Source organism: Prodigiosinella aquatilis (assembly GCA_030388725.1).
Lineage (GTDB): Bacteria > Pseudomonadota > Gammaproteobacteria > Enterobacterales > Enterobacteriaceae > Prodigiosinella > Prodigiosinella aquatilis.
On the sequence record CP128857.1, the window covers coordinates 4,563,823 to 4,588,260 of the forward strand.

Below are 24,438 nucleotides of genomic sequence, written 5' to 3' on the forward strand. Positions count from 1 at the left end.
ACGTGTGGGCGAAAAATCAGATGGTCTGGTTGAAGTGGATGATAACGGGTATGTGATGGGGTGTTCAGAGAAGGGAGCCTATTTCAGAATTCATGCCAGTAAATCTGAAACAGGGCAGAATCTGGGGCTGCACATGCAGATCGTGTTTGAGAAGGGAGAGATACGATATACCACTCGTCAGGAAAACAGTCTGCTCCTGAGCCTGTTTAATGAGACCGGTACTGAAACTATTGGTTTCGACGGTGTGAAACGTTTACCTGACCCTCCACGGGAACTTCCGTTCTGGTCCGATTCATTTATTCATCTTCATGACGACTGGTGTGCCTTGGTTAAACATGGCACATCAACCCCGATGCTGGCGGATTTGTCATCAGGTCTTCATATACAGGAAATTATCGAGGAATTCTGAAAGAAAATGGACACTATTCTTTTTACTGGGCTGTTTGCCGCATTTTTTACGACGTTTGCGTTTGCCCCTCAAAGTATCAAAACGCTCCGGACGCGCAATACCGAAGGTATCTCCCTTGTAATGTACATTATGTTCCTCATCGGGGTTATTTCATGGATTGTTTATGGCATCCAACGCTCTGATTTTGCTGTGCTCGCCGCTAATATTGTCACATTGTTTCTGGCGGCACCGGTGCTGATCATGACACTTCTCAACCGCAGGAGAAAACACGTATGAATATTGCGATCATCGGTGCAGGTCCCGCCGGATTGATATCAGCCCGCAACGCTATTCAGGCAGGTCATTCTGTTGTTTTGTTTGAGAAAAATACTCAGATAGGGGGGATCTGGAACCCCAGGAGCAGTGGTGCTTATCGTAACGCTCGAATGCAAAATTCTCGGGATGCGTTTCATTATACGGACTTCCCTCCGGGATCTATCGATGCATTTCCCGGTGTGGAGGAGGTGTTCGGATATCTTTCGGCGATGGCCGGCTCAGATGATATTCGTGAGGCTACCCGGCTGAATACTGAAGTGATTTCACTCCGGAAAACATCAGAGAGCTGGTTGATCAGCAGTGATTGTGAAGGACGATTCAGGGAGGATGTTTTTGACAGGGTCATCATTGCAACAGGTGAACTCTGGCAGCCACGTCCGCCGGCTTTGTCCGGAGCTGAACACTTCTCAGGAACGGTGATCTCATCACGGGAATACCACGAGCCGGAGAAATTTAAAGGGAAGAATATTCTCGTCATAGGTGGTGGTGTCAGTGGAGCTGATATTGCTTCAGATCTTGTTCCCTATGCAAATACAGTGAGTATTTCGGTAAAAAAAATGGGGCTCTACCTCCCAAGACAATTCCGAACTGGTCCGAATGATATGATGCATTCCTATTTGGGCAGGTGGATGTTGAGTCGCATGAATTATTCAGAATTTATCGATTATCTCGATAACATTATGCCTGACTACATGCAGATCTACCGTGCATCTGGTTTGTTGCCAGACCTTGCGAATAATAATGCGGTTCACGTTAACGAAAAGATCATACCTAACGTGGCCGCTGGCCGGATAAAGGTTAAACCTCAGGTAGAGCGTTTCACGGATAAAGGGTGTATCGAATTCGTTGACGCAACTCAGGAAAAATATGATGTCATCATTACCTGTACCGGCTACGAAATGCCTGATTATTCGTTCGTTCCAGGTTTTGACAGGAAACAGCTGTATGAACATTTTTTCTGGACGGAAGATCCTACTCTCGCTGTCATCAATCCTCCTGTAGATACTGCTGGTTTCGGTGCTGCGTTTCCCTACTTTGATATTATCAGCCAATGGGTTATTAATGTTTTCACTGGGAATTCAGAACTTCCGGAGAAAATTGTTATGCAGGACTGGTGCGCTGAACACATGACTTCACTGCATGTTAAACGCTTTTATGACAGCTGGCTGGAAACCATCCGTATAGGGTTGCGGGCGGGCCTCCTCCCTGATCCTTCCAGGGACTTTTCCTCTTACTGGAACATCATTACCAGTGTGGTTAAACCCGCCTATCTGGCTAAGCCGCCGGTAACTCCCGAGCCAGGTATGATAGATAATATGTTTGATTTCAGTACTGCAAAAATACAGATACTGTCAGGGCTGGGGAGAGAAGTTCTCAGTCATTTGCTTAGCAAAGGTGATATCACTGACGCTGAATACAGGGCAGCAGTTGGTAAAGAACTACAGGAATCCGTTTCCGCATATCTACCATACTCGCAAATATATCTCTGATAAAAAGGGCCGTAACAGGCCCTTTTACTTTTCATAATAGCCTGATTAATTTTGCTGGGTTTCCTGCATAAATCCCTTTTATCTCTATCGGTTTAACCACGACGGAACCCGCGCCAATGACGGAACCACTGCATATATATGGTGACAGAATGGTGGCTCCGCTTCCCACAGTGACCGAATCTCCGAGGGAAATGGTGATCCAGTTATTCGGTGACGGGTCCGGCGCACCGGAATGAAACAGATCGTTTGCGAACGTCACGTTATGGCCGATGAAGCAGTTCATGCCTAATGTTACGTTTTCACAGATAAATGTGTGTGACTGAACCCGGCTACCACTACCAATTAGACACCCTTTCTGTATCTCAACAAAAGGGCCAATGAATACGTTATCCTTGAGTTCACATTCATAAATATTGGCAGGTCTGATGATGGTGACGTTATTTCCTGAAATCACGTCGCGAATTTCACTTTCTAACAATTTCATAGAATTATCCAGAATAAGGTCTAATTAATAAACCGGAATTATTGTATTTTAAAACTATTTTTTCTCACACTCCGACTTTATAAAGAGCCTGTATCCGACAGACCTGTGAAGCACTGTAACCTGTTGCATCCGCAGTTTCCCGGATACTCAGGTTTTTTACTTGCCGGTAATACAGTACTTTTTGGTGTCGCTCAAGATCGGCCTGTTTTCCCCGGTATTTCCCCAGGGTATGCGCCCGTTCAATCCCCTGTTTTTGCCTCTGTCGGCGGCTCAGCCAGTCCTTATGCGACATTGTGGTCATTAGGTCTATCAGCATACTGTTGATGGCAGTAATAACAGCACGGGTGATCGGATCAGACTGCGAGGGGTCTTTATCCGACAACGTCTGCCATGAAGTCGGAACATCCAGACTGACAATCCGAAGTTCATGTTGCTCAATCTGCTTTTTCAGCGTCATCCAGTCGCTGTTACTAAGACGAGTCAGACGGTCTATCTGCTCGATCAGTAAAATTGTTAGCGCCAGTGATATAAGACGGTCAGACAAATAACAGGGCTGAAGACATCCCTTACGTTTAACATCGGATATTCAGGATGAGTGCCTTTCCCTCAGTTATTCCCTCTTGCCTGAATCATGGGTGACATCCAGTACATCGCGCAAAAAATCACCCAGATAGTTAAATGCGGCCACCACCAGCACGATGGCAATCCCGGCGGGCAACATCTGCTCCGGGTGCGTCATCATCACATTTTTGGCCTCACCCAGCATCGCGCCCCACTCTGGTGTCGGGGGCTGAACACCCAGGCCAAGAAATGAAAGTGCGGAAAGCATCAGAATGACCGCACCACTGTCGGTGGTCGCCAGCAGAGCCATTTCTGCCGCCGTTACTGGCAATAGATGCCGCAGTACGATATAGCGCGGTGAGCCACCAATCAGCCGGGCGTAATGAATATAATGGCCGCTGCTGTATTGCAGCACGATGCCGCGAATCATGCGGGCATACCACGCCCATTTCACCAGCAATACCGCCAGCAGGATATTGCCTAACCCCGGCCCCATCATCCCTACCAATGCAAAAATCATCACTTCCGCCGGGAAAGCCAGCATCACATCACACAAACGCATCAACAGCGCATCCACGCGGCCCCGACAATATCCCGCCAATACGCCAATGACCATGCCGACCAACAGCGTGACACTCATTGCCAGCAGCGACACAAATACCGTACTGCGGATACCGAACAACAAACGCGACAACACATCACGACCCAGATGATCGGCACCCAACAGATGGTTCATGCTGATGCCCTGGTATTTATCACGCCACGACACTAACAGTGGATCATGTGGCGCGATCCAGGGTGCCAGCACGCCGGTCAGCAAGACCAACAGCAGAAGAGACAGGCTCAATTGTGCCAGACAATCCGCTTTTAATATCTGCCACAACCGTCTGATCATCGCGTCAGCCCCTGACGTAACCGTGGGTCCAGCCACAATTGCAGCATATCAATCAGAAAATTACCGACCACAAACAGCAATGCCATCAACAGGATGTAAGCCTGAATCACTGGATAGTCGCGATTGAAAATGGCGGTGACGCACAATCGTCCCAGTCCGGGCCAGGAAAAAATATTTTCTATCACCAGTGTACCGGCGATCAGTTTGGGAATACTCATTCCCAGCGCCACCAACGGCGAATACAGCGCATTCACCAACACATGCCGCCACAAGATACGACGCTGAGACAAACCGCGCGCTTTGGCATATGTCACATAAGGTTGGTTGAAATGACTCAGCATGTTATTGCGCAGTAATCGCACATAGGTGCCGAGATAACCCAGCGCCAGCGTCAACGCTGGCAGAATCACCGCGCCGGATTCAGTCATCCCGCCCACAGGCAGCCAGTCCAATTTTAACGCCACCAGCCAGAGCAGCAGCAACCCTGTCCAGTAATTCGGCATGGCAGTCAGCAGGAATAACAAGGTGCGCAACAACTTATCCGGCCAGCGTCCGACACGAACAACACATAACATCGCCAACGACAGTGATCCAACCAGAATCATGCTCAGTGCCACGCCAGCCAGCCGCAATGTTGCAGGCAACGCCAACATCAGCTCCTGCCAGACGCCATCGCGGGTTACAAACGAAGTGCCAAAATCGAGATGCAGACTCTGTTTTAGCCAGGACAGATATTGTTGCCAGAACGGTTTGTCCAGACCCAGCTCATGGTGCATGGCAGCGATGGCGGCATCAGTAGGGACAATGGCATTCACCCGCAAAGCAACCTCGGCGGGGTCAGAAGGCGAAAGACGAATCAGTGTAAAAGCGATCAGGGAGATCACCAGTATCAGTGGCACCATCATACAAAGCCGGGTTAACAGATAACGCGTCATCCACCACCCGGAATCAGCGGAAAAACATCTTTTCAAACGGGATTTCGTACTGAGAGGGATTGAATGAAACCCCTTGCAGACGTGGGCTGAACACCGCTTTGGTCCGCGAGTAGGTCAGCGGGATATACACACATTCATTCGCCAGTGTCGTCAGAATCTGCCGGTACAGTGATTTACGAGCCACTTCATTATGCGCGATCAGCACCTCGCCGATCATACGGTCAATGTCGGCCTTATCTGGCAAGCCTTTTTGCCCCTGATAATCGGCGTGAGCCGGAATGCGAAAAGAAGAGACGTAAGATTGCGGATCGTAAGGTTTTCCCCAGGATAACGAGTATTGAATATCAAAATCACCGGATTTCTGGCGGTCCAGATAGGCCTGCTTTTCCTCACCCAATAACACCAGATCCACGCCAACCTGCCGAAAATCACTCTGCACCATCTCGGCGATATCCCGTTCGCCAGCATTATTACTGTTATAGGAGAAGAGCAGTTGCAGCGTTTTACCCTGTTTCTGGCGCATCTTTCCGCCACGGGGCAATGTCCAGCCAGCAGTATCCAGTAACGCATTGGCTTTTGCCGTATTGTAGCGGTAGATCGGCAGGTCAGGGATATCGGCATATGGCACACTACGCGCCAGTAGAGTATCCGCTACGCTTTCACTGCCCGACATGACGCCCTGCGCTAGTGCTTCTTTATTCACCGCATATTCCAGCGCCATCCGAACCTGTCGATCCGACATGATCGGGCGACTGCTATTGAGCACTAATGCCCGTGACGCTACCGGTTCACTGATGTCGGTATGAAACTTTCCGGCGGCTTGCAACGCGATAAAGCTGTCACTGTTCAACATGTCGCCATCCGCACCGTAAATAAGCTGAATATCGCCCTTTTTCAGTGCCATCAACATACTCTGTCGTTCGGGAATGACTCGCCATACCACACGCGAAATGCGTGGCTGACGCCCCCAATAATTCGGGTTAACGGCAAACACCGCGTACTGGTTTTTCACATGTTGGGTCAACAGCCACGGCCCGGTACCACTATAGCCGCCGACTCCATTTTTAGTCTGACCATCGATGAAACTACGGGGGGAGATAAAACGAAAAGGCCGTGTCAGCCCCAGTTCAATCAGCGTCGGGTAGTAGGGATTTTTCAGATATAACGCCACAGTGAGGTCATCCACAACCGCCACATGGTCAATCTGTTGCACCAGTTCCAGCCAGGCGTGCCGCTGATAGTTGGCCATCACAGCATCAATGTTCAGTTTCACCGCTTGCGCATTAAATGGCATACCATCGCTGAACATAACATGCGGGCGCAGATGGAAGGTGTAAACCTTACCATCCGGTGAAACGTCCCAGCGCTGCGCCAGCCAAGGTTTTACACCATCGTTAGTGTTAATGACCAACGACTCAAACACCATATTTTGCGCAGCCATTTCCCCACGGTAAAGATGCGGGTTAATATCACGAATATCTTTGGTACTGGCGTATTGCAGCGTGGTTGTACTATCCGGACGGGATTCCGCCGCAGGCAAACCAAACGCCATCATCAAGCCGGTAAACAGCAGCAGGATCAGATTTTGAACACGTTTCATTGTGATCTCTTTGGCTTATTTTTCCGCGCACACCAAAAATAGTGGCGTTGAGGCGTAATTCACTCTCTCCGTTTCATCCCACAGCGTTTCGCCAACGCGGGTATCCAGCATCACTTTGTGATAACCGCAGTGCAGCAGTGCGGCAGTATCCCATTGCGGGCGACGCTCACGGCTGAGCGGCAGTTGGCGGGCGATGTTTTCCATCACAGTGGTATCCGTGTTGACGTAGTGATCGTCCAGCCCCAGATAACGGGCATTAGCGCGATCCTCCAGATACCCCAGACGGCTGGCCTCATCAAACAGTTGCAGATACCAGTTGGCATCAAAGTTCACCATTCGTCCGCCGGGCATCAACACTCGCCGCCATTCCTGATAGGCACACTGTGGAGCATCCAGATTCCAGGTCACGTTACGAGAAACCACCAGATCAAAGCTGCCATCGTCAAACGGCAGGTTATGCACATCCGAGCGGACAAAATTGATCGATACGCCATGATGTTCTGCATTTTCCCTGGCTTGATCGAGCATCGCTTCCGTAATATCCACCGCCGTAACCTGATGCCCCGCCAGCGCCAGCGTAATCGCGAAAAAACCCGGCCCGGTGCCAATATCCAGCACCCGCAACACCGGTTTATTCGGCGCATATTCGGTAATTTTACTCAGCCAGGCAACTCGTTTGGCATTAGCGAGCTCGGCAACATTAATCTGGCTGTAATCGGCAGCACGATGGCTCCAATAACGCTGGACGTCCTCCAGCAACGGTTGGTTATCCTTATCAAGGAGAAGTTGACTCACGCGGATCATCCTTTAATCGGTAATATGTTGGTCGGAAATGCCTCTGCCCACGGCGGTCTGCTTGACGGGATACCAAAAAGGGAGAGGGAAACTACTGTGCCGATTTATAACAGATTGTCTGGTGTGGGTTAATTACAGCGTATGAAGTTTTCATAAAAAATCATACTTTCTTGATCTGGCTTAATATTGCAGCACGTTACCACCGTGTTTTGGGCCGCAAGACAATGCAGCCGGAGAGATAATATTCAGCAGAGCGCAAAAAACGGAATCGTGGGTCTTGGCATTACAGCGGAATCAGATTAAGACGGCCGTGGCGCACACCGGTCTGGGCAATCACCGATTCGGCAAACTGTTCCACCAGTGAGGTCATACCACGCAGGACCACTGTTTCCACGCATTCATCATGACTCAGATGGATGTGCATGGTGGAGACGGTCAGGTCATGATGGTCATGCTGCATACCCGCCAGACGGCTGGAAAGCTGGCGCTCATGATGATCATAAACGTAGCTCAACACTGCAACGCAGTGTGCTTCTTTATCCGCTGCCACCGTCATTTCCCCCAGTTCACGGCGCAGCATATCCCGAAACGCTTCCGAACGATTGGCATAACCTTTGCATGTCATCAGCTCGTCAAAGTCTTCCGCCAGTTGGTCGTCCATTGAAATCGTCAGTCTTTGCATTGTCATCCTCATAGGGAAAAGAAAAATACTGCCAGCCCGCATTATATACTCTATGTTCCATCCGGTTGCAGCGTCAGTGATACGGCACGATATGTCAACATTCTGTAATATTACACCGCTAATTTAGGCCCGATGTACCTTACTTCCATTGCTGGCAACTGCATGCATTGCCGGTGTAATTATCGCTTTCTTCAGTTTACTCTACGGGATGCAGATCGCCATTATGTTGGTCTCTTCACAGGTTCAAACCCCCAGACCGATAATTATCTTTCAAGATTAAGGGGGAAACATCTGCATTGTCGTGATGGTGGGTTATCTGATGTTTCTTGGCCACACAGATACTGTGTTGATGAATCCCCTGAGGGTCCAACATTACCCGCCAGCGATTTGTACTGGCCGGTATAATGCTGTTGTGAAAGGAGACACACAATGCCGAAACTCACCGCAATCAGTGGAGTAGGAGGAAAGCACCCTGCCGCATTTATGGTTGAAGTAAGCGGATTTCGTTTACTGCTGGACCTGGGAATGGGCCCAGAATCGGGGATATTGCCCGATATCCAGAATGTACCGCCACCGGATGCCATCTACCTAAGCCATGCCCATGAAGATCATTGTGGTGGGCTGGCGCTACGTTCCCAGTGGGGCAACCCGCCAGTTTACACCACCGCCATGGTCTGGCAGCAGATCCCCACCACCATAGTGGCCGAAACAGATCGCCATACCCTGCCGGAACACGGGCACGGACATATCGGCCCGTTGAAAGTCATCACCGGGCGCAATGGTCACTCACCCGGTGGTATCTGGCTGCATCCGAATGAAAGTACAGGCATGACCTACACTGGCGACTGGAGTACCGAATCCAACGTCTTCCCCTTCGATCTGCCTCCGCAGGCAGCACTACTGATCACTGATGCCACCTATGGTGATCGCACTCAGTCGTTGCCGGAACAGAAATCCGTTCTGCTACAACAGGCACGGGAAGGTGCCGTCATTGCAGTTCCGGCCTGGGGTCGTGCGCCAGAAATAGCGCTGTATCTGATGGAGTCCGGCATCATGCCGCGGTTTTGCTCGCAGATCATACGGGAAATCACCTTACAGTTGCCGAAATTATCCGGATATGTGAAGGACAGACTATCCACACTGCTGACCCAGCAAACCGCACAGCCTTACCAGCCGGATGATGTGATTATCTGCTGTGATGCCACAGCAAAAAGCGGACTTTCTGCCGAACTGAGTCAACAGACCGAGACATTCCGTTTTATCTTCGGCAGCTATATCGCACGTGGCACACCGGCGTTAGCAATGCTGCAAGCGGAAAAAGCGCGCTGGCTACCCTGGAACGTTCATCCCCGATTGCAAGATCAACTGATGCTGGCAAAAACCACCAACGCCAGTCAGATTCTACCCGCATTTGTGGCACCCCATAACGCCTCACAGATCGGAGAAAGGTTGTCTGGCCGGATTACCTGGGAAAAAGAGTGTGAATTTTAAACCGGAAGTAGAACGCTAAGTGGCAAATGTAACACTGAATCCGGCCTATTGGTAACGGGGGTACAGCAACAGGCGCATTCGCCAGGGAATGCACCTGTTTTACAGAAACTACAGCAGGATACGCAGCATGCGGCGCAGTGGTTCAGCCGCGCCCCACAGTAATTGGTCACCCACGGTGAACGCGGACAGGTACTGCGGCCCCATGTTTAGCTTACGCAGACGCCCAACCGGCGTAGACAACGTACCAGTTACTGCGGCAGGTGTCAGTTCACGCATGGAGATGTCGCGGTCATTCGGTATCACTTTCACCCAGTCGTTATGCGTTGCCAACATCTGTTCGATTTCCGGCAGCGCCACATCTTTCTTCAGCTTGATGGTGAATGCCTGACTATGGCAGCGTAATGCCCCAACACGCACGCACAGACCATCAACTGGAATCACACGCTGAGTACCCAGAATCTTGTTGGTTTCTGCCTGACCTTTCCACTCTTCACGGCTTTGACCGTTATCCAGTTGCTTGTCAATCCACGGAATCAGACTGCCAGCCAGCGGTACACCGAAATTGTCCACTGGCAGAGATCCACTACGCGTCAACGCCGTGACTTTCCGTTCGATATCCAGAATCGCGGACGCCGGATCGCTTAACTCGTTAGCCACTTCAGCGTTCAATTGCCCCATCTGCACCAGCAGTTCGCGCATATGACGTGCACCACCGCCGGATGCGGCCTGATAAGTCGCAACCGACACCCATTCCACCAAATCGTTAGCAAACAGACCACCCAGCGACATCAGCATCAGACTGACAGTACAGTTACCACCAATAAAGGTTTTAACACCGTTATCCAGACCTTGCTTAATTACGCCATGGTTAACGGGATCCAGGATAATAATTGCGTCATCGCTCATACGTAGAGAAGATGCGGCGTCGATCCAGTATCCTTGCCAGCCACTTTCACGCAGCTTTGGATAAACTTCATTGGTATAATCGCCGCCTTGACAGGTAATGACGATATCCAGCGCCCGCAGCGTGTCCAGATCGTAAGCGTCCTGCAATACACCCTGCTGACCACCCAATGTCGGTGCTGGCTGACCGTGCTGAGAAGTGGAAAAAAATACCGGGCGAATCGCATCAAAATCGCGTTCTTCCACCATGCGCTGCATGAGTACCGAACCGACCATGCCGCGCCAGCCAATAAAACCAACATTTTTCATGGTAACTGTCCTGCTTGGGATGACAAAAGAAGTCTGGCTGCCAGTTACGGCAGTAAACATAGTTTAAAGTGATGACATTCAGCCTTACAAAATGTACACAAAGTCGCAAGTGAATTTATTCGATAACACAAGGTTTTTCAGCAGTAGACCTAATATTACGGTCACTGCCCGATGTTCAGGGATTAAAGGAGTCCACCGCTAACATGACCGAAATGATCTCGGCAACCGTGCTGTTGCTATTAATTATGGACCCACTCGGTAATCTGCCGATTTTTATGTCGGTGTTAAAACATCTGGATCCCAAACGGCGACGCATCGTATTGATGCGGGAAATGGTTATTGCACTGGGCGTTATGCTGGTTTTCCTGTTTGCCGGAGAAAAAATTCTGGCAGTGCTGAATCTGCGCACTGAAACCGTGTCGATATCCGGTGGCATCGTGCTGTTTTTGATCGCTATTCGTATGATTTTCCCGTCACAGGAAGGGGATTCCACCGGGTTGCCAGCCGGGGATGAACCTTTTCTGGTACCGATGGCCATTCCTCTGGTTGCCGGCCCGTCCATACTGGCGACATTGATGCTGCTGTCACACCAGTACCCGTATCAACTGTTGCACCTGGCGCTGGCGCTGTTTATCGCCTGGGGTATCTCTTTTGTGATTTTGCTGATGTCGAATGTATTCCTGCGTCTGTTGGGCGATAAAGGCGTCGGCGCGTTGGAAAGGTTGATGGGACTGGTACTGGTCATGCTATCCACCCAGATGTTCCTGGATGGTGTGCGCGCCTATATGAAACTGTAACTTGAACGGTGGATCCCGCCCCCACGGGAATCCACCGTTCAACGACACAACTATCCGCCTATTCCGCCTTACAGAAATAAACTGCCAAGCCCCGCCAGCAGGAAGGCGATGGTACCCAACAATGTTTCCATTACGGTCCAGGTTTTCAGCGTGGTTTTCTCATCCATTTCCAGAAAACGGCCAACCAGCCAGAAACCGGAATCGTTCACATGTGACAATACGGTGGCGCCACCGGCAATCGCAACCACAATGAAGCACAGATCAAACTGGCTCAGACCGGCCGTCGCCGCTACCGTCGGAGCCATCAATGCGGCGGTAGTCGTCAACGCGACGGTCGCCGATCCCTGAGCGACTCGCAATGCCGCCGAAACGATAAACGCCGCCACAATCACTGGCAGTCCGGTATCGGAAAGCATCTCCGCCAGAGCGTTGCCAATACCGCTGGCGCGCAACACGCCGCCGAACATCCCGCCAGCACCGGTAACCAGAATGATTGAACAAACCGGGCCTAATGCACCATCACACACTTTTTGCAGGTGCTTCATGCTCCGTTCCCGGCTGAAAATCCACAGAGCAAAAAAGACCGTAATCAACAACGCCACCGGCGTTTTACCCAACATACGCAGGCTTTGTACCCATACGTCACCACCGTTAACCACTTTGGCTACCGTCAAAGTATTTAACAGGGTATCGAGCGAGATCAATAACAACGGCAACAGCAATACGCTAAGCACGATACCAAACCGGGGTGGCGTATGGGTTTCATCAGCGTCGACATCATCGGTAAAGAATGACGGCAACGGCAACACAAACTTGCTACCGGCCACCAGACCAAACAGATAACTACCGAAATACCAGGTAGGAAAGGCAATGACGGCCCCAACCAGTACCATCAGTCCAATATTGGCCCCGAGAAGTTCGCTGGCGGCAACCGGGCCGGGGTGAGGCGGCAACAAGGCATGCATCACGGCAAAAGCCCCTGCTGACGGCAAAGCATACTTTAATGTCGAGCCGCCAAACCGCTTCGCGACACTAAAGATAATCGGCAGCATGACGACCAGACCGGCGTCGAAAAAAATGGGAAAACCAAATAGCAATGAGGCAATACCCAACGCAAACGGGGCGCGTTTTTCACCAAATTTACTGATTAGCGTATCAGCGAGGACCTTGGCGCCACCGGTAACTTCCAGCAAACGACCAATCATTGCCCCCAGGCCGACCAACAAAGCAACGGAGGCTAGCGTACTGCCAAAACCGCTTAACATGGTGGAAACAATTTTATCATAGGGGACTTTAGTGACCAACGCAGTGATGATACTGACCAACGTCAACGCCAGAAAAGCATGAACTTTAAAGCGCATGATCAGTAGCAGCAGTAAAGCAACGGCACCAACGGCAATCAACAACAACGGGCCGGCACTGTAGGTAGAGGTAATATCTGTCATTATTTGTTATCCCTTCCAGCCATTATTTTAGTATGACTAATTGTTTGTGAAACCTATCACAACGCCATTTGTTACCCATGCCATGATACCGGTAACATGTTAAAATCCGAAACTACTATGATGCATTTAATTTACATTTTGGGATGGAGATCAAATTATGTCAGGTCTATGTATTATTTTGATGGGCGTGTCTGGTAGCGGGAAATCTTCTGTCGGTGCGGCACTGGCCAAGGTAATTAACGCGAAATTTATTGATGGGGATGATTTGCATCCCCGTGCCAACATCCAGAAAATGGCCAGTGGTCATCCTCTCAACGACGACGACCGGGCTCCATGGCTGGAACGATTGAACGATGCGGCATACAGCCTGTTTCACAAAAACGAGACGGGTATCATCGTGTGCTCGGCGTTAAAAAAGCGCTATCGTGACCGACTTCGCAACGGTAATGAGGAGGGAATGATTTTTCTCTATCTGAAAGGGAGCATCGAGATGATTGTGCAACGGCATCAAGCCAGAGCCGGACATTTTATGCCAACCAAACTGCTGAAAAGTCAGTTTGATGCGCTGGAAGAACCAGGGAAAGACGAGCATGACGTCATCACCGTGGATATTGACGGCACACTGGAACAAGTGGTGAAACGTTGCGCGACAGCATTGCGCGCACGTCTGACTGATGCTACAAACTTTCCCCTGCCAACAGCGTAAAACCAACATCTTCCACCGCTGGCGTAATCTGCTCTCCACGCAAACGCGCCAGCAAACGTTCAGCACCGATTTCCCCCATGCGCTCACGCGGTGTCAGAACGCTGGACAACCGGGGCACCATTGCCTGACCAATATCGTGACCGTGGAAACCGGCAATGCCCATATCCTGCGGGATACGTAATCCCTGCCGTACACATTCAAACATCGCACCGACCGCCAGATCATCATTGGTGCAGAATACGCTATCCACCTGGGGATATTCTGCCTGAGCCAGGCGCAGCAGCTCTCCTCCCAGCGAATATGACGACGCAATTTCACTCATGACACAGTGGCTGACCAGACCAGACGCCTGCATGGCTTGCTCATAACCTTCACGTTTCATGAGAGTGCGCTCATCCAACCGTGCGCCCAGATACACAGCATGACGATAACCCCGGTCAATCATATAGTGCGTCATCTGCCGGGCGGCCTCCACATTATCAAACCCGACAGCCAAATCGAGACAAGGTGAAACTGAATCCATCAGTTCCACTACCGGAATCCCCGCCACTTCAATCATCTGACGGGTACGAACAGTATGTGTACGCTCGGCCAAAATCAATCCGTCAATATTATAAGACAGTAATGACATCAGCCGCTGCTGCTCCTTCTCAGGGTCGTAACCGTAATGCGCCAGCATCGTTTGATACCCATGAGCATCCGCTACCCTCTCAATACCACGCAACACCTCGGCAAATACCTGATTGGTCAGCGAGGGCAGCAACACGCCAATCGCCCGGCTGGTGGCACTGGCCAGAATGTGTGGCGCACGATTGGGAATGTAGCCCAGTTCATCAAGCACTATGGCGATCTTTTTCTGCAACGCTGGGGAAACCTGAGAAGGATGGCGCAGATAACGGCTAACCGTCATTTTGGTGACACCAACTCGGTCGGCGACATCCTGAAGTACCGGTCTTTTCTTCTTTATCATCCGTTGATATCCATTAAGAGAAAAATTTTTCGGAGTCTAACAAAAAAATAATTGGCAGAATATGTATCCAGCATCCGGCAGGTACAAGCGATGGATTGGACCATTAATAATGACAGGAAACCGTGAATATTTTCACGATTAGGTAAGAAAGTAAGCCGAGAAAATCAGGGTAATGTGAGATTACCCTGATAATGGGCATTATACCGGCGGCAGATCAAACAGTAGAATTTCACTGTCTTCGCCAGCGAGGATGGAGAGTTCGGTTTCATCCTTGATGGCCAACGCATCACTGGTGGTCGCCTGATGACCGTTAATTTCAATTGTACCGCGTACCACCTGAATCCAGATCTGGCGTCCCGCCTGAATCTGATAGACGGACTGTTCCTGTGATTTTAGTGGCCAACGCCACAGCGTCATGTCCTGAAAAATCTTAAGGGAACCATCACGGGCATCTGGTGACAGCACTAATTGTTTCCCCTGTGGAGCATCAAAACGCCGCTGTTCATAACGCGGTGCCAGCCCGGTTTTTTCCGGAATAATCCAGATTTGGTACAGATGCAGCAACGTGTCCTGACTGGCGTTATATTCCGAATGACGGATGCCGGTGCCGGCGCTCATAATCTGGAATTCGCCAGTGTGAATCTGCTCTTTGTTACCCATGCTATCCTGATGCTCAACCGTTCCTTCCAGCACATAGGTCAGAATTTCCATATCCCGGTGAGGATGGGTGCCAAAACCCTGTCCGGCATCAATCCGATCTTCATTGATCACTCTTAGTGCGGAAAATCCCATAAAGTCAGGGTCGTAATAATCCGCAAACGAAAAGGTGTGCCAGCTATCCAGCCAGCCGTGATTGGCGTGTCCACGTTGATGGGCTTTGCGTAAATAAATCATGGTCCGTTCCTCCCGATGTTTTTTTTAGTCTAGCGGCAGGAAGAGAATAAGAAAGCGCAAAAAACTCAACGCTCTGTTCAAAAAATACGAACGGGAATTTTAGGAAACATAAATTCCAAAAAAAATAAAGAAGTAAAAAAAAGCCAGCACGTGGCTGGCTAAAAAATACTGGAAGCAATGTGAGCAATGTCGTGCCTTCACAGTAAAACCGCAATGTGTCGCAAGGACATTATCATCAGGCTTTCCCGGAACGCGCACTAATAATAATCATTATCATTCGCATCTGTAAAGCATTTTTTTACTCACGTTGAATTTATACGACGGACTCCGGTGCCAATGCCCTCGCCAGCAGACTAAACGGATGTTCACAGGCTTTACTGGTCGACATCTCTATCTGCCATTTACAGGTTTCACAGTCGGTAATCACCAGATCGGCCCCACTCTCTTCTATCTGACGAAATAACGACGCGCCAATGCCCTGCGCTGTAGTGTAATTTTCCTTCTTGAAGCCATAGGTACCGGCGATGCCGCAGCACTGAGAATCAAGCACGATCAGTTCAAGATCAGGGATACGCCGTAACAACTCCAGCGTATAGGCGGTCCAGCCCATTCGCTCCAGATGACACGGCGTATGATAGACCACTCGCAACGGTAAACTACGCAATGGTAGTTCACGCCCCTGGTCCAGCAACCGGTAAACATAGCGGGTTGCCAGTTCAATACCATCACGCACTTGATGATTATCGATACCTAACAGATGTGGATATTCATCCCGCAGCGTAAAAGTACAGCTTGAAGAAGTTGCCACTACTGGAATCGAGCGGGTATTAATGGCTTCATCCAGCGATGTCAGATTAATGTTGGCCTGTTTGCGCGCCTGATCTAGAAAACCATTGGCAATCAACGCCACACCGCAGCATTTTTCTTTCGTCAGCAGTTGTACGCCAATCCCCATGGCGTTGAAAATGCGGATCAGATCCTTACCTAACTGAGGATGGTTGTAATTAACGTAACAACCGTGGAAATAGGCGACCTGCTCACTGTACTGACGCTGCGTCTCTGCCTGTTGACGATACCACCGACGGAACGTGCCAAAAGAGTACTTCGGTAACTGGCGACGATGGTCGATCTTCAGCACTTTATCCAGCAACTGACGCACCGGTTTCAGCGCAGTAGCGGTATTTACCAGCGGGGCAAAAGGCGTAGCAAGACTACCCATCACGTCAGTATGGCTCAGGATGGCATCACGCAGCGTTGGCTTATGCTCGCTATAACTGGCTTTGGCGCGCTGAATAATGTCGCCGATTTTCACTTCCGACGGGCAAGCAACTTCACAACGCTTACAGTTGGTGCAGTATTTCAGCGCTTCGTCATACAGCGCCGGATCCTTGCGACGCAGACGTTCGCCATCAGGACCGGCCTGCTTTGGTCCCGGATAAAGCGGGTTAACCCGTGAGACCGGGCAATACGTGGTGCAAACGGTGCATTTGATGCAATTCTCAAAACTGTTATCTGTCAGGCTCATTGCTTATCCTCCATCAGCACGGCATCGGCGACATATAAAGCGCTAAGTATCGATACCCCCGCACCGCACCCTTGCTGCAATGGATCAAATCCCTGTAGAACCGCGCCGATGGCATATAGGTTAGGTTGAGTCTGCCCCTTGATGTAGGGATGAAATTGGTTGTCAGTAATAACACCAAATTGCAGATACGGCTGAACCGCAAAGACATTCGGCTGGCTCCAGTCTTCGCGTTGGGCATGGAAATAAACATCCAGCCCGAACACCGGCTCGGAAACCTGGTCAAATTCAGCCACCAGCCCGTTACTGAAAAAGCTACCGCTGGCCAGCACGACCCGTCTGGCATGCAGCGGAATATCACCGTGATTGTGAGTATAAATCGCCACATCCTGCGGCAGTTGTACTGAACCCAGGACGCGATCACCGGGCATGAACATCCCCCCCAACAGGCGAAAACGGCTCAGCAGCGCATGATATAAACGCAGTCCTAACACTGATGGCGGTAATGTTGGCAGTAGCCCGACCGGTTTACCCAACGCTCTACGCAGTTGCTCCAGCGGCGCAGAGGATTCCAGGCCGACGCAGGCAGGCAGGATAACGGCATCATTGTCATGCGAGAGCCGCATCAACTCTTCTGTTAGCCCCACCAGACTTGCTGGCTGGTCCAGCACACGGGCAAGGTTTACCGCTCGAAACTCACTGGGGTTTTGTCGCAACCGATCCAGAACTGGCAATTTCAGATCGCCGCTGTGAGCGGCGATGCCTTGTGCCTGTAGCTCGCCAGCAACCATGCGAGACTGAAAATCAAGAAACCCGTCAATTCCCGCCACTAGCGGCTTACGCCATTCTGGTGTCCCCGCCAAACCACGCGTAACGCTATCTGCCGGGCTTAACCAGCATGGGCGCCATTTTCCTAATGGCGTCATGCGCTGATGGTTGCCCGAACCTTCACCTCGCAACCATAAACCGCTGCGTGACAGCAATGCTTCGGCCTCGGGAATCAATTGTGTTATGCAGGACTTTCCCATCAACGTGTAAGGATGTTGTGGTGCCTGTTCAGCTAACGCAGCCAACGCATCGACGGGTTGCATGACAGCAGTACCATCCGGCAAGGCTGACAGTAGATCCAGAGAACCAGAGGAGAAATGCAATGCACTCTGCCCGGCACTGATGATGGCACATCGTTTCCCCTGCTCCTGCAAACGGATACCGCAGGTTAATCCCGCCAGGCCACCACCGATAATTACCACGTCATAGCGCATCACTGTTCTCCTGACAATCACTGGCGGTCAAGCCGCATAATCCTTGATAAACCCAACTGGTAAATTCGCTTTCCCGCAGAGTATTACCCCAGGCAACCGGACGAATACCTTTCCAACGCTCGTTTAAAAACTGACTGAGTTGGGCTACCGATTGCTGCGGTGTAGATTGTCCCAGTTTGCACAGCAGCCCGGCGGCGCGGCAGGCACACAATTCACCCTGACAAGTTCCCATGCCCACCCGTGTGCGGCGACGCAAGTCGATCAGGTTATTGACCTGTAGCGACTCCACTGCATAGCGCACTTCTCCCGCCGTTACCGCTTCGCACTCGCAGACCAGACTACTGTCAACACGATCGCCGGTGACCACTTGTTCAGCGCGCTGTCCGTGACGATAAATCGCCGAACCACGCAAAGGAGCGGAGAGTGATGAGGCGGCCACCGGTTTATCGGATACCACCGCTTCGGAACCGGGCAATGGGCGGGAGGCGGTAGTACAGACCACGGAGTGATTCAACTTTTCACAGACTTTATCCGTGACCCGCTCAGCCATCAGCCGGTACGTCATCAGTTTGCCGCCAGTGATGGTGATAAAACCTTCCAGCCCGTCGCGACTGGCGTGATCGAGCAAAACGATGCCGCGACTCACACTGCGCCCGGTAGAGTCATTGTCATTAGCCACCAACGGACGAACGCCCGCATAAGCACGCAGAATTCGGGTTTTCGCCAGTTGCGGCGCCAGTTTGCTACCTTCACGCATCAGCGTTTCCACTTCAGCGGGCGTCACGATCATGTTGTCTATCTGATCGTAATCGATATGTGTAGATGTCGTACCAATCAAGGAAATGGTGTCACCTGGTACCAGAATGTCGGCATCCGCTGGTTTACGGCAGCGGTTGATCACCATATTGTTGATGCGATGACCAAGGATTAACAGCGCCCCTTTCGCCGGGAACATACGTACTCGTAAGTCAGCATATTCCGCAATGTGCTGTCCCCAAATACCAGCAGCGTTTACCACTATCCGGGCATGGATTTCTGACTGAAGACCTTTTTTATGGTCGAAAACGCGCACACCGGTGATCCGATCTCCCTGCCGAATCAAGCCGATGACTTCATGGTAGGTCAAGACCTCCGCACCATGTTCACACGCATCAATCATATTTGCCGTCGTCAGACGAAAAGGATCGATAGTACCGTCCGGCACTCGTACCGCGCCCGTCAATGATGGATTGGCAGCGGGTTCCAGTCTCAGAGCCTCTTTCGGGTCGATAGCCTGGGCATTGATCCCGGCCTGCTGGCAACACGCGATAAACTGCGACTGATACGCCAGATCGTCCTCCGGTAGCGTCAGAAACAGGCCGTCAGTAGGCTCGACACAATGACGGGCAATGCGGCGCAGAATACGATTTTCTTCAATACACTCGCGGGCGGATTCTCCGTCCGTCACCGCATAGCGTGAACCACTATGCAGCAGGCCATGGTTACGACCTGTCGCGCCGGTCGCAATGTCATAACGCTCCAGCAGAAGACAACGTAATCCGCGTAAAGCGCAGTCGCGTGCGGTTCCTGCCCCCGTTGCGCCACCACCGATAATAATGACATCCGTTTCACGATAGGACCCGTTGTTTCCCATAGCCGCCTCACTTCATCTTGATCATTCCATTATTCATTTGGGCATAAAAACAACCCACAATGTTTGATAAAGAACAAAATCGAGCAAAAAGCGAAAAATAAAAACCCCATCACTGTTAATTTTATGACCTATGTCACTTATTGACGAATAAATATCATCTTGGTTTTGTTAAATAAAGCACAAAATATCGCCAAAATTCATAAAAGCGTAACAATTGAGCGATAACTCACACCTAAACGCAAGCGCATTCGATACCCTTTATGAGCGTTATAGAACAAACATTAACACTTTACCTCATCAGGGAGATTTTATGCTGAGTATCTTTAAACCAGCAATGCACCGTCCGCGCGTCACAGAGGATCAGATAGATCCACACTACCGTCGTCTGCGCTGGCAAATTTTTCTGGGAATCTTTTTTGGTTATGCGGCTTACTATCTGGTAAGAAAAAACTTTACGCTGGCAATGCCCTATCTGATTGAACAGGGTTTCTCTCGTGGCGATCTGGGTTTCGCATTATCCGGTATTTCCATCGCCTACGGTTTTTCCAAATTCATCATGGGCTCGGTATCTGACCGCTCCAACCCACGCGTATTCCTGCCAGCCGGATTAATTCTGGCCGCTTCGGTGATGCTGTTCATGGGCTTCGTCCCTTGGGCGACCTCCAGCATTATGAGCATGTTTGTCTTGCTGTTTCTGTGCGGTTGGTTCCAGGGCATGGGATGGCCACCGTGCGGACGGACCATGGTGCACTGGTGGTCGCAGAAAGAACGCGGTAGCGTGGTTTCTGTCTGGAACTGCGCCCATAACGTGGGTGGCGGACTACCACCGCTGCTGTTTCTGCTGGGGATGTTCTGGTTCAATGACTGGAAAGCGGCACTGTATATGCCAGCGCTGGCGGCTATTTTGTTAGCGCTGTTTGCCTTCTTTATGATGCGGGATACCCCGCAATCCTGTGGTCTACCACCGATTGAAGAGTACAAAGACGATTACCCGCCAGATTATGACGAAAAAACCGAACAGGAACTGACGGCCAAAGAAATCTTCATAAAGTATATTTTCCCCAACAAGCTGTTGTGGTGCATCGCAATAGCGAACGTATTCGTTTATCTGCTGCGCTACGGCATTCTCGACTGGTCACCGACCTATTTGAAAGAAGTGAAGCACTTCGCACTGGATAAATCGTCCTGGACCTATTTCTTGTACGAATATGCAGGGATTCCCGGTACGTTGCTGTGTGGCTGGATGTCGGACAACGTGTTCAAGGGCAACCGCGGCGCAACCGGCGTGTTCTTCATGACGCTGGTCACTATCGCCACCGTTGTATATTGGCTTAACCCAGCCGGCAATCCGGGGATTGACATGACTTGCATGATCATCATCGGCTTTCTGATTTATGGACCGGTCATGCTGATAGGTCTACATGCACTGGAACTGGCACCGAAAAAAGCCGCCGGTACCGCTGCCGGGTTTACCGGACTGTTTGGCTATCTGGGGGGGTCGGTCGCGGCCAGCGCTATTGTCGGTTATACCGTTGATTTCTTCGGTTGGAACGGAGGGTTCATGGTGATGATCGGCGGCAGTGTGCTGGCAATACTGTTGCTTTCACTGACCATGATCCAAGAAAGAAAGCATAAAGAAAAAATAGAAAAATTCGCTTAACTCTGTCATTCAGGGGGTTCCCTACCGGGAACGCCCTTCGTACGGCTATTCCTGCACTTATTCGCCCGTTCAACACTTACTTCAGGAACATACGACGCAGATATTTGGGCACCGCATCATCAATATTAGTGCTAATCACTTCTCGATCAGGCAATAAATCTTTCAGCCGCTGATGGGCGTTTGCCATTATGCAACCCTTGCCCGCCATCGACAGCATTTCATAATCATTCATACCGTCGCCGAACGCGATGCAATCCTTGATAGTAAAACCGATGGTTTTCGCCACCTGTTCCAGCGCATGGCCTTTGGAAACACCACCGGCCATCACTTCCAGACAGCTCAATGTGGAAAAACTGACATTGACCCGATCACCCCAGCGCGCGTTGAGCGCATCTTCCAGCGGCAGTAGCTTATTGTGATCCTCGCAGGTAAAAAAGACTTTACCCACGCCATCAGTTCCCAACACATCGGGATCAAAAATTTTGTATTTGAACACCGACTCCCGGAAAAAACGCTCCTCTTCCGGGCGCGGACGGCTAATAAACCAGTCATCATGACGATAAATATGGGTCATGATATCCGGGCGGTGAAATATCATGCCGTACAGCTCCTGCGCAATGTCACTGTCCAGATTGTGACTGAAGATCAACTCACCGTCCGAATTATGTACGCGGGCGCCGTTTGACGTAATCATAAACGCAGTGATCGCCAGATTATCGCGGATTTGTGCCACATCCATATGGTGACGCCCGGTGGCAAAAACAAAATGAGTGCCCCATTCCGTCAATAATTTGAGTGTTTCTTTGGCATAAGGCGATAAGGTGTGATCGGGGGATAGCAGAGTGCCATCCAGGTCGGAAGCGACAATAGGGTACATAAGGGTGAATCTAACCTCCGCTGGTGCAGGGCGGCTCCGCCGCTCAACAGCATTTAACGATAATATTCAAAATATTCAAAAATCAACCTGAAGGCCTCAGCCCGCATCGTATCTTTCTCAAACAGGATTTCATGACGAGCGCCGTTAATTACCCGAGGTACACTACCCGCGCTGGGATGTCCGGCCTCTGCCAACGCCTGGCAGAAAACATCCTGACTGTGATTATCCACCACTCGATCTTCCTCTGCCTGCAACAACAGCAATGGTGTGGTGATGTCCACTGCCTGTGACAATAACTGTTCCCCCGCCATTAGCGCCTCTCGCACCCAGTGATACGTTGGCCCGCCGACCCGTAAATCGGGATCATCGGCGTAAAACCGTACACTACGCTGATAACGTTCATAGCTGTGCGTCAAAATATTCACCAGGAATGGAAGCGCCTGCCACTGCCGGGTGCCGATGGCATAGTAGTCCCGCACCGCCGGATGACGCTCCCCCCAGTTAAGAAAACGCCAGGCCAGCCAATGAGGTACCGGCAAGTGAATACCGCACATCGGCGCACAAAGCACTGCCGCATCAAACGCCTGTGGCTGACGCGCCAGAAACTGTGACAGAATGGTGCCGCCCATGGAATGAGATAGCGCAAAACGGCGGACATAGCGTCCAGAGGCAACCTGTTGCTGCCAGAACGTCGCCACGTCATCGACATAATCACCGAACCGCAACACATGACCACGATGACGGTCTTTCAATAACCGACCAGAGCGGCCCTGCCCGCGATGATCCATCATCATTACATCATAACCACACTGAAACAGGTCGTAGGCCACTTCATTATATTTAATGTAGCTCTCTGTCCGGCCAGAGAAGATCACGACCAGATGCTGGTGCTCTGCTGAGGTAAAACGCACAAAGCGGATCGGTACATTGTCGACGCCAATAAATTCACCCTCTTCGCGCTGCCGCCAGAAATCCAGCAACGGCCCGGTGACAAATGCGGCAAACTGCGCTTCCCTTTTCAGTAGACGATCCAGATACTGGCTCATCATTCCCCTCACAATTAACCATCGTGGTCATAAAGCAACTTTGGGAGCTGTAGCACAATAATCGGCATTGGCGTATTGTGGCACAAAAAATGGCAATCAGGGAGCTTTCGCCAATGACCTTCGACTGGTGGTTAACTTACCTTATCACAACACTGGTTCTAAGCCTTTCACCCGGTTCCGGCGCTATCAATACCATGAGTACCGGCATCAGCCACGGCTACCGTGGCGCGTCAGCTTCCATTGCCGGACTACAGGTTGGACTGATTATTCATATTATGCTCGTGGGCATTGGCCTCGGCGCGCTGCTGTCCCAATCGGTGATGGCGTTTGATATTTTAAAATGGGTAGGTGCCGCCTATCTGATTTGGCTCGGCATCCAGCAATGGCGCAGTGCCGGAGCGCTTGACCTGAATACGCTGGCTAACACAATGCCGCGCCGTAAACTGTTCAAGCGTGCCATACTGGTTAACCTCACCAACCCGAAAAGCATTGTGTTTCTCGCCGCGCTGTTCCCACAATTTATCATTCCGCATCAACCTCAGGCGGAGCAATACCTGGTATTGGGTGTAACCACCGTCGTTGTGGACATTGTGGTAATGATTGGCTATGCCTCGCTGGCGACACGGATTGCCGTATGGCTGAAAGGACCGCGCCAGATGCAGCGTCTGAATCGGATTTTTGGCTCAATGTTTATGCTGGTAGGAACGATGTTGGCTTCCGCTCACAAGTCGTAAGCACATAATACGTTTCTCTATTG

23 protein-coding genes and 1 pseudogene are annotated in these 24,438 nt (G+C 50.8%); 8 read left to right on the forward strand and 16 right to left on the reverse strand.

Annotated features, from left to right (window positions below; genetic code table 11):
• The first annotated feature begins 4 nt into the window (after nt 1-4).
• From PCO85_21265 to PCO85_21275, 3 genes are read left to right on the forward strand one after another with little or no spacing between them, the layout of a single operon-like run.
• Nucleotides 5-409, forward strand: a complete 405-nt coding sequence (locus tag PCO85_21265; protein ID WJV53639.1) for a hypothetical protein — start codon at nt 5-7, stop codon at nt 407-409.
• A gap of 6 nt (nt 410-415) precedes the next feature.
• Complete coding sequence (locus PCO85_21270) at nt 416-685, forward strand: SemiSWEET transporter (GenBank protein WJV53640.1); 270 nt, start codon at nt 416-418, stop codon at nt 683-685.
• Nucleotides 682-2,214, forward strand: coding sequence for an FAD-dependent oxidoreductase (locus PCO85_21275; GenBank protein WJV53641.1), 1,533 nt, complete (start codon nt 682-684; stop codon nt 2,212-2,214). Before PCO85_21270 ends, PCO85_21275 begins: the two co-directional genes overlap by 4 nt.
• Before the next feature lie 31 nt (nt 2,215-2,245).
• On the opposite strand, the gene PCO85_21280 is transcribed toward PCO85_21275, so the two are convergent.
• From PCO85_21280 to nikR, 7 genes and pseudogenes are all read right to left on the reverse strand, one after another.
• Nucleotides 2,246-2,698, reverse strand: a complete 453-nt coding sequence (locus PCO85_21280) for an acyltransferase (protein WJV53642.1) — start codon at nt 2,696-2,698, stop codon at nt 2,246-2,248.
• Nucleotides 2,699-2,762: 64 nt separating this feature from the next.
• Nucleotides 2,763-3,209: pseudogene (locus tag PCO85_21285) on the reverse strand (resolvase).
• Nucleotides 3,210-3,308: 99 nt separating this feature from the next.
• Entirely contained in the window at nt 3,309-4,154 is an 846-nt protein-coding gene (locus tag PCO85_21290) for an ABC transporter permease subunit (GenBank protein ID WJV53643.1), read from the reverse strand.
• Nucleotides 4,151-5,089: an ABC transporter permease subunit gene (locus PCO85_21295; GenBank protein ID WJV53644.1), complete on the reverse strand. Its 939-nt coding sequence runs from the start codon at nt 5,087-5,089 to the stop codon at nt 4,151-4,153. The genes PCO85_21290 and PCO85_21295 overlap by 4 nt, the downstream gene beginning before the upstream one ends.
• A gap of 13 nt (nt 5,090-5,102) precedes the next feature.
• Nucleotides 5,103-6,644: a nickel ABC transporter substrate-binding protein gene (gene nikA / locus PCO85_21300; GenBank protein ID WJV56166.1), complete on the reverse strand. Its 1,542-nt coding sequence runs from the start codon at nt 6,642-6,644 to the stop codon at nt 5,103-5,105.
• Nucleotides 6,645-6,704: 60 nt separating this feature from the next.
• Nucleotides 6,705-7,484: a class I SAM-dependent methyltransferase gene (locus PCO85_21305; protein WJV53645.1), complete on the reverse strand. Its 780-nt coding sequence runs from the start codon at nt 7,482-7,484 to the stop codon at nt 6,705-6,707.
• 283 nt (nt 7,485-7,767) lie between these two features.
• Entirely contained in the window at nt 7,768-8,166 is a 399-nt protein-coding gene (gene nikR / locus PCO85_21310) for a nickel-responsive transcriptional regulator NikR (protein WJV53646.1), read from the reverse strand.
• A gap of 429 nt (nt 8,167-8,595) precedes the next feature.
• Here nikR and PCO85_21315 point away from each other — a divergent pair, with 429 nt between their 5' ends.
• On the forward strand, nt 8,596-9,657 hold the full coding sequence (locus PCO85_21315; GenBank protein WJV53647.1) for an MBL fold metallo-hydrolase: 1,062 nt from the start codon (nt 8,596-8,598) through the stop codon (nt 9,655-9,657).
• Between the two features lie 108 nt (nt 9,658-9,765).
• Here the strand turns inward: PCO85_21315 and asd are convergent, their stop codons facing one another.
• A complete protein-coding gene (gene asd / locus PCO85_21320) occupies nt 9,766-10,869 on the reverse strand; it encodes an aspartate-semialdehyde dehydrogenase (GenBank protein ID WJV53648.1) in 1,104 nt (367 codons plus the stop codon).
• A gap of 203 nt (nt 10,870-11,072) precedes the next feature.
• Here asd and PCO85_21325 point away from each other — a divergent pair, with 203 nt between their 5' ends.
• Nucleotides 11,073-11,666: a YhgN family NAAT transporter gene (locus PCO85_21325; GenBank protein ID WJV53649.1), complete on the forward strand. Its 594-nt coding sequence runs from the start codon at nt 11,073-11,075 to the stop codon at nt 11,664-11,666.
• Between the two features lie 68 nt (nt 11,667-11,734).
• Here the strand turns inward: PCO85_21325 and PCO85_21330 are convergent, their stop codons facing one another.
• The gene (locus PCO85_21330; protein WJV53650.1) at nt 11,735-13,111 is read right to left on the reverse strand and encodes a GntP family permease; all 1,377 of its coding nucleotides are present in this window, start codon (nt 13,109-13,111) and stop codon (nt 11,735-11,737) included.
• 157 nt (nt 13,112-13,268) lie between these two features.
• Here PCO85_21330 and PCO85_21335 point away from each other — a divergent pair, with 157 nt between their 5' ends.
• Nucleotides 13,269-13,817 (forward strand): gluconokinase, encoded by a 549-nt coding sequence (locus PCO85_21335; GenBank protein ID WJV53651.1) that lies wholly within the window; start codon nt 13,269-13,271, stop codon nt 13,815-13,817.
• Here the strand turns inward: PCO85_21335 and gntR are convergent.
• The 5 genes from gntR to glpA all read right to left on the reverse strand — a co-directional run bounded on the left by gntR (nt 13,789) and on the right by glpA (nt 20,098).
• Complete coding sequence (gene gntR, locus PCO85_21340) at nt 13,789-14,784, reverse strand: gluconate operon transcriptional repressor GntR (GenBank protein ID WJV56167.1); 996 nt, start codon at nt 14,782-14,784, stop codon at nt 13,789-13,791. The genes PCO85_21335 and gntR overlap by 29 nt on opposite strands.
• A gap of 201 nt (nt 14,785-14,985) precedes the next feature.
• Nucleotides 14,986-15,681: a pirin family protein gene (locus PCO85_21345; GenBank protein ID WJV53652.1), complete on the reverse strand. Its 696-nt coding sequence runs from the start codon at nt 15,679-15,681 to the stop codon at nt 14,986-14,988.
• A gap of 313 nt (nt 15,682-15,994) precedes the next feature.
• Nucleotides 15,995-17,206 carry an anaerobic glycerol-3-phosphate dehydrogenase subunit GlpC gene (gene glpC, locus PCO85_21350; GenBank protein ID WJV53653.1) on the reverse strand — a complete coding sequence of 404 codons (1,212 nt, stop codon included), beginning with the start codon at nt 17,204-17,206 and terminating at the stop codon, nt 15,995-15,997.
• Nucleotides 17,203-18,465, reverse strand: a complete 1,263-nt coding sequence (gene glpB / locus PCO85_21355; protein WJV53654.1) for a glycerol-3-phosphate dehydrogenase subunit GlpB — start codon at nt 18,463-18,465, stop codon at nt 17,203-17,205. Before glpB ends, glpC begins: the two co-directional genes overlap by 4 nt.
• Entirely contained in the window at nt 18,455-20,098 is a 1,644-nt protein-coding gene (gene glpA / locus PCO85_21360; GenBank protein ID WJV53655.1) for an anaerobic glycerol-3-phosphate dehydrogenase subunit A, read from the reverse strand. Before glpA ends, glpB begins: the two co-directional genes overlap by 11 nt.
• Nucleotides 20,099-20,408: 310 nt before the next feature.
• Between glpA and glpT the strand changes: the two genes are divergently transcribed.
• Nucleotides 20,409-21,758 (forward strand): glycerol-3-phosphate transporter, encoded by a 1,350-nt coding sequence (glpT, locus tag PCO85_21365; protein ID WJV53656.1) that lies wholly within the window; start codon nt 20,409-20,411, stop codon nt 21,756-21,758.
• A gap of 76 nt (nt 21,759-21,834) precedes the next feature.
• Here the strand turns inward: glpT and yigL are convergent, their stop codons facing one another.
• The gene (gene yigL / locus PCO85_21370; GenBank protein WJV53657.1) at nt 21,835-22,635 is read right to left on the reverse strand and encodes a sugar/pyridoxal phosphate phosphatase YigL; all 801 of its coding nucleotides are present in this window, start codon (nt 22,633-22,635) and stop codon (nt 21,835-21,837) included.
• A gap of 53 nt (nt 22,636-22,688) precedes the next feature.
• On the reverse strand, nt 22,689-23,681 hold the full coding sequence (pldB, locus tag PCO85_21375) for a lysophospholipase L2 (protein ID WJV56168.1): 993 nt from the start codon (nt 23,679-23,681) through the stop codon (nt 22,689-22,691).
• 113 nt (nt 23,682-23,794) lie between these two features.
• On the opposite strand from pldB, the gene rhtB reads away from it, so the two are divergent.
• Nucleotides 23,795-24,415 carry a homoserine/homoserine lactone efflux protein gene (gene rhtB / locus PCO85_21380; protein ID WJV53658.1) on the forward strand — a complete coding sequence of 207 codons (621 nt, stop codon included), beginning with the start codon at nt 23,795-23,797 and terminating at the stop codon, nt 24,413-24,415.
• Nucleotides 24,416-24,438: the final 23 nt, after the last annotated feature.

Coding starts and splice junctions, on each gene's coding strand:
- PCO85_21270 (WJV53640.1), top strand. CDS start 416: ATGGACACTATTCTTTTTACTGGGCTGTTTGCCGCATTTTTTACGACG.
- PCO85_21275 (WJV53641.1), top strand. CDS start 682: ATGAATATTGCGATCATCGGTGCAGGTCCCGCCGGATTGATATCAGCC.
- PCO85_21280 (WJV53642.1), bottom strand. CDS start 2,698: ATGAAATTGTTAGAAAGTGAAATTCGCGACGTGATTTCAGGAAATAAC.
- PCO85_21290 (WJV53643.1), bottom strand. CDS start 4,154: ATGATCAGACGGTTGTGGCAGATATTAAAAGCGGATTGTCTGGCACAA.
- PCO85_21295 (WJV53644.1), bottom strand. CDS start 5,089: ATGACGCGTTATCTGTTAACCCGGCTTTGTATGATGGTGCCACTGATA.
- nikA (WJV56166.1), bottom strand. CDS start 6,644: ATGATGGCGTTTGGTTTGCCTGCGGCGGAATCCCGTCCGGATAGTACA.
- nikR (WJV53646.1), bottom strand. CDS start 8,166: ATGCAAAGACTGACGATTTCAATGGACGACCAACTGGCGGAAGACTTT.
- PCO85_21315 (WJV53647.1), top strand. CDS start 8,596: ATGCCGAAACTCACCGCAATCAGTGGAGTAGGAGGAAAGCACCCTGCC.
- asd (WJV53648.1), bottom strand. CDS start 10,869: ATGAAAAATGTTGGTTTTATTGGCTGGCGCGGCATGGTCGGTTCGGTA.
- PCO85_21325 (WJV53649.1), top strand. CDS start 11,073: ATGACCGAAATGATCTCGGCAACCGTGCTGTTGCTATTAATTATGGAC.
- PCO85_21330 (WJV53650.1), bottom strand. CDS start 13,111: ATGACAGATATTACCTCTACCTACAGTGCCGGCCCGTTGTTGTTGATT.
- PCO85_21335 (WJV53651.1), top strand. CDS start 13,269: ATGTCAGGTCTATGTATTATTTTGATGGGCGTGTCTGGTAGCGGGAAA.
- PCO85_21345 (WJV53652.1), bottom strand. CDS start 15,681: ATGATTTATTTACGCAAAGCCCATCAACGTGGACACGCCAATCACGGC.
- glpC (WJV53653.1), bottom strand. CDS start 17,206: ATGAGCCTGACAGATAACAGTTTTGAGAATTGCATCAAATGCACCGTT.
- glpB (WJV53654.1), bottom strand. CDS start 18,465: ATGCGCTATGACGTGGTAATTATCGGTGGTGGCCTGGCGGGATTAACC.
- glpA (WJV53655.1), bottom strand. CDS start 20,098: ATGGGAAACAACGGGTCCTATCGTGAAACGGATGTCATTATTATCGGT.
- glpT (WJV53656.1), top strand. CDS start 20,409: ATGCTGAGTATCTTTAAACCAGCAATGCACCGTCCGCGCGTCACAGAG.
- yigL (WJV53657.1), bottom strand. CDS start 22,635: ATGTACCCTATTGTCGCTTCCGACCTGGATGGCACTCTGCTATCCCCC.
- pldB (WJV56168.1), bottom strand. CDS start 23,681: ATGAGCCAGTATCTGGATCGTCTACTGAAAAGGGAAGCGCAGTTTGCC.
- rhtB (WJV53658.1), top strand. CDS start 23,795: ATGACCTTCGACTGGTGGTTAACTTACCTTATCACAACACTGGTTCTA.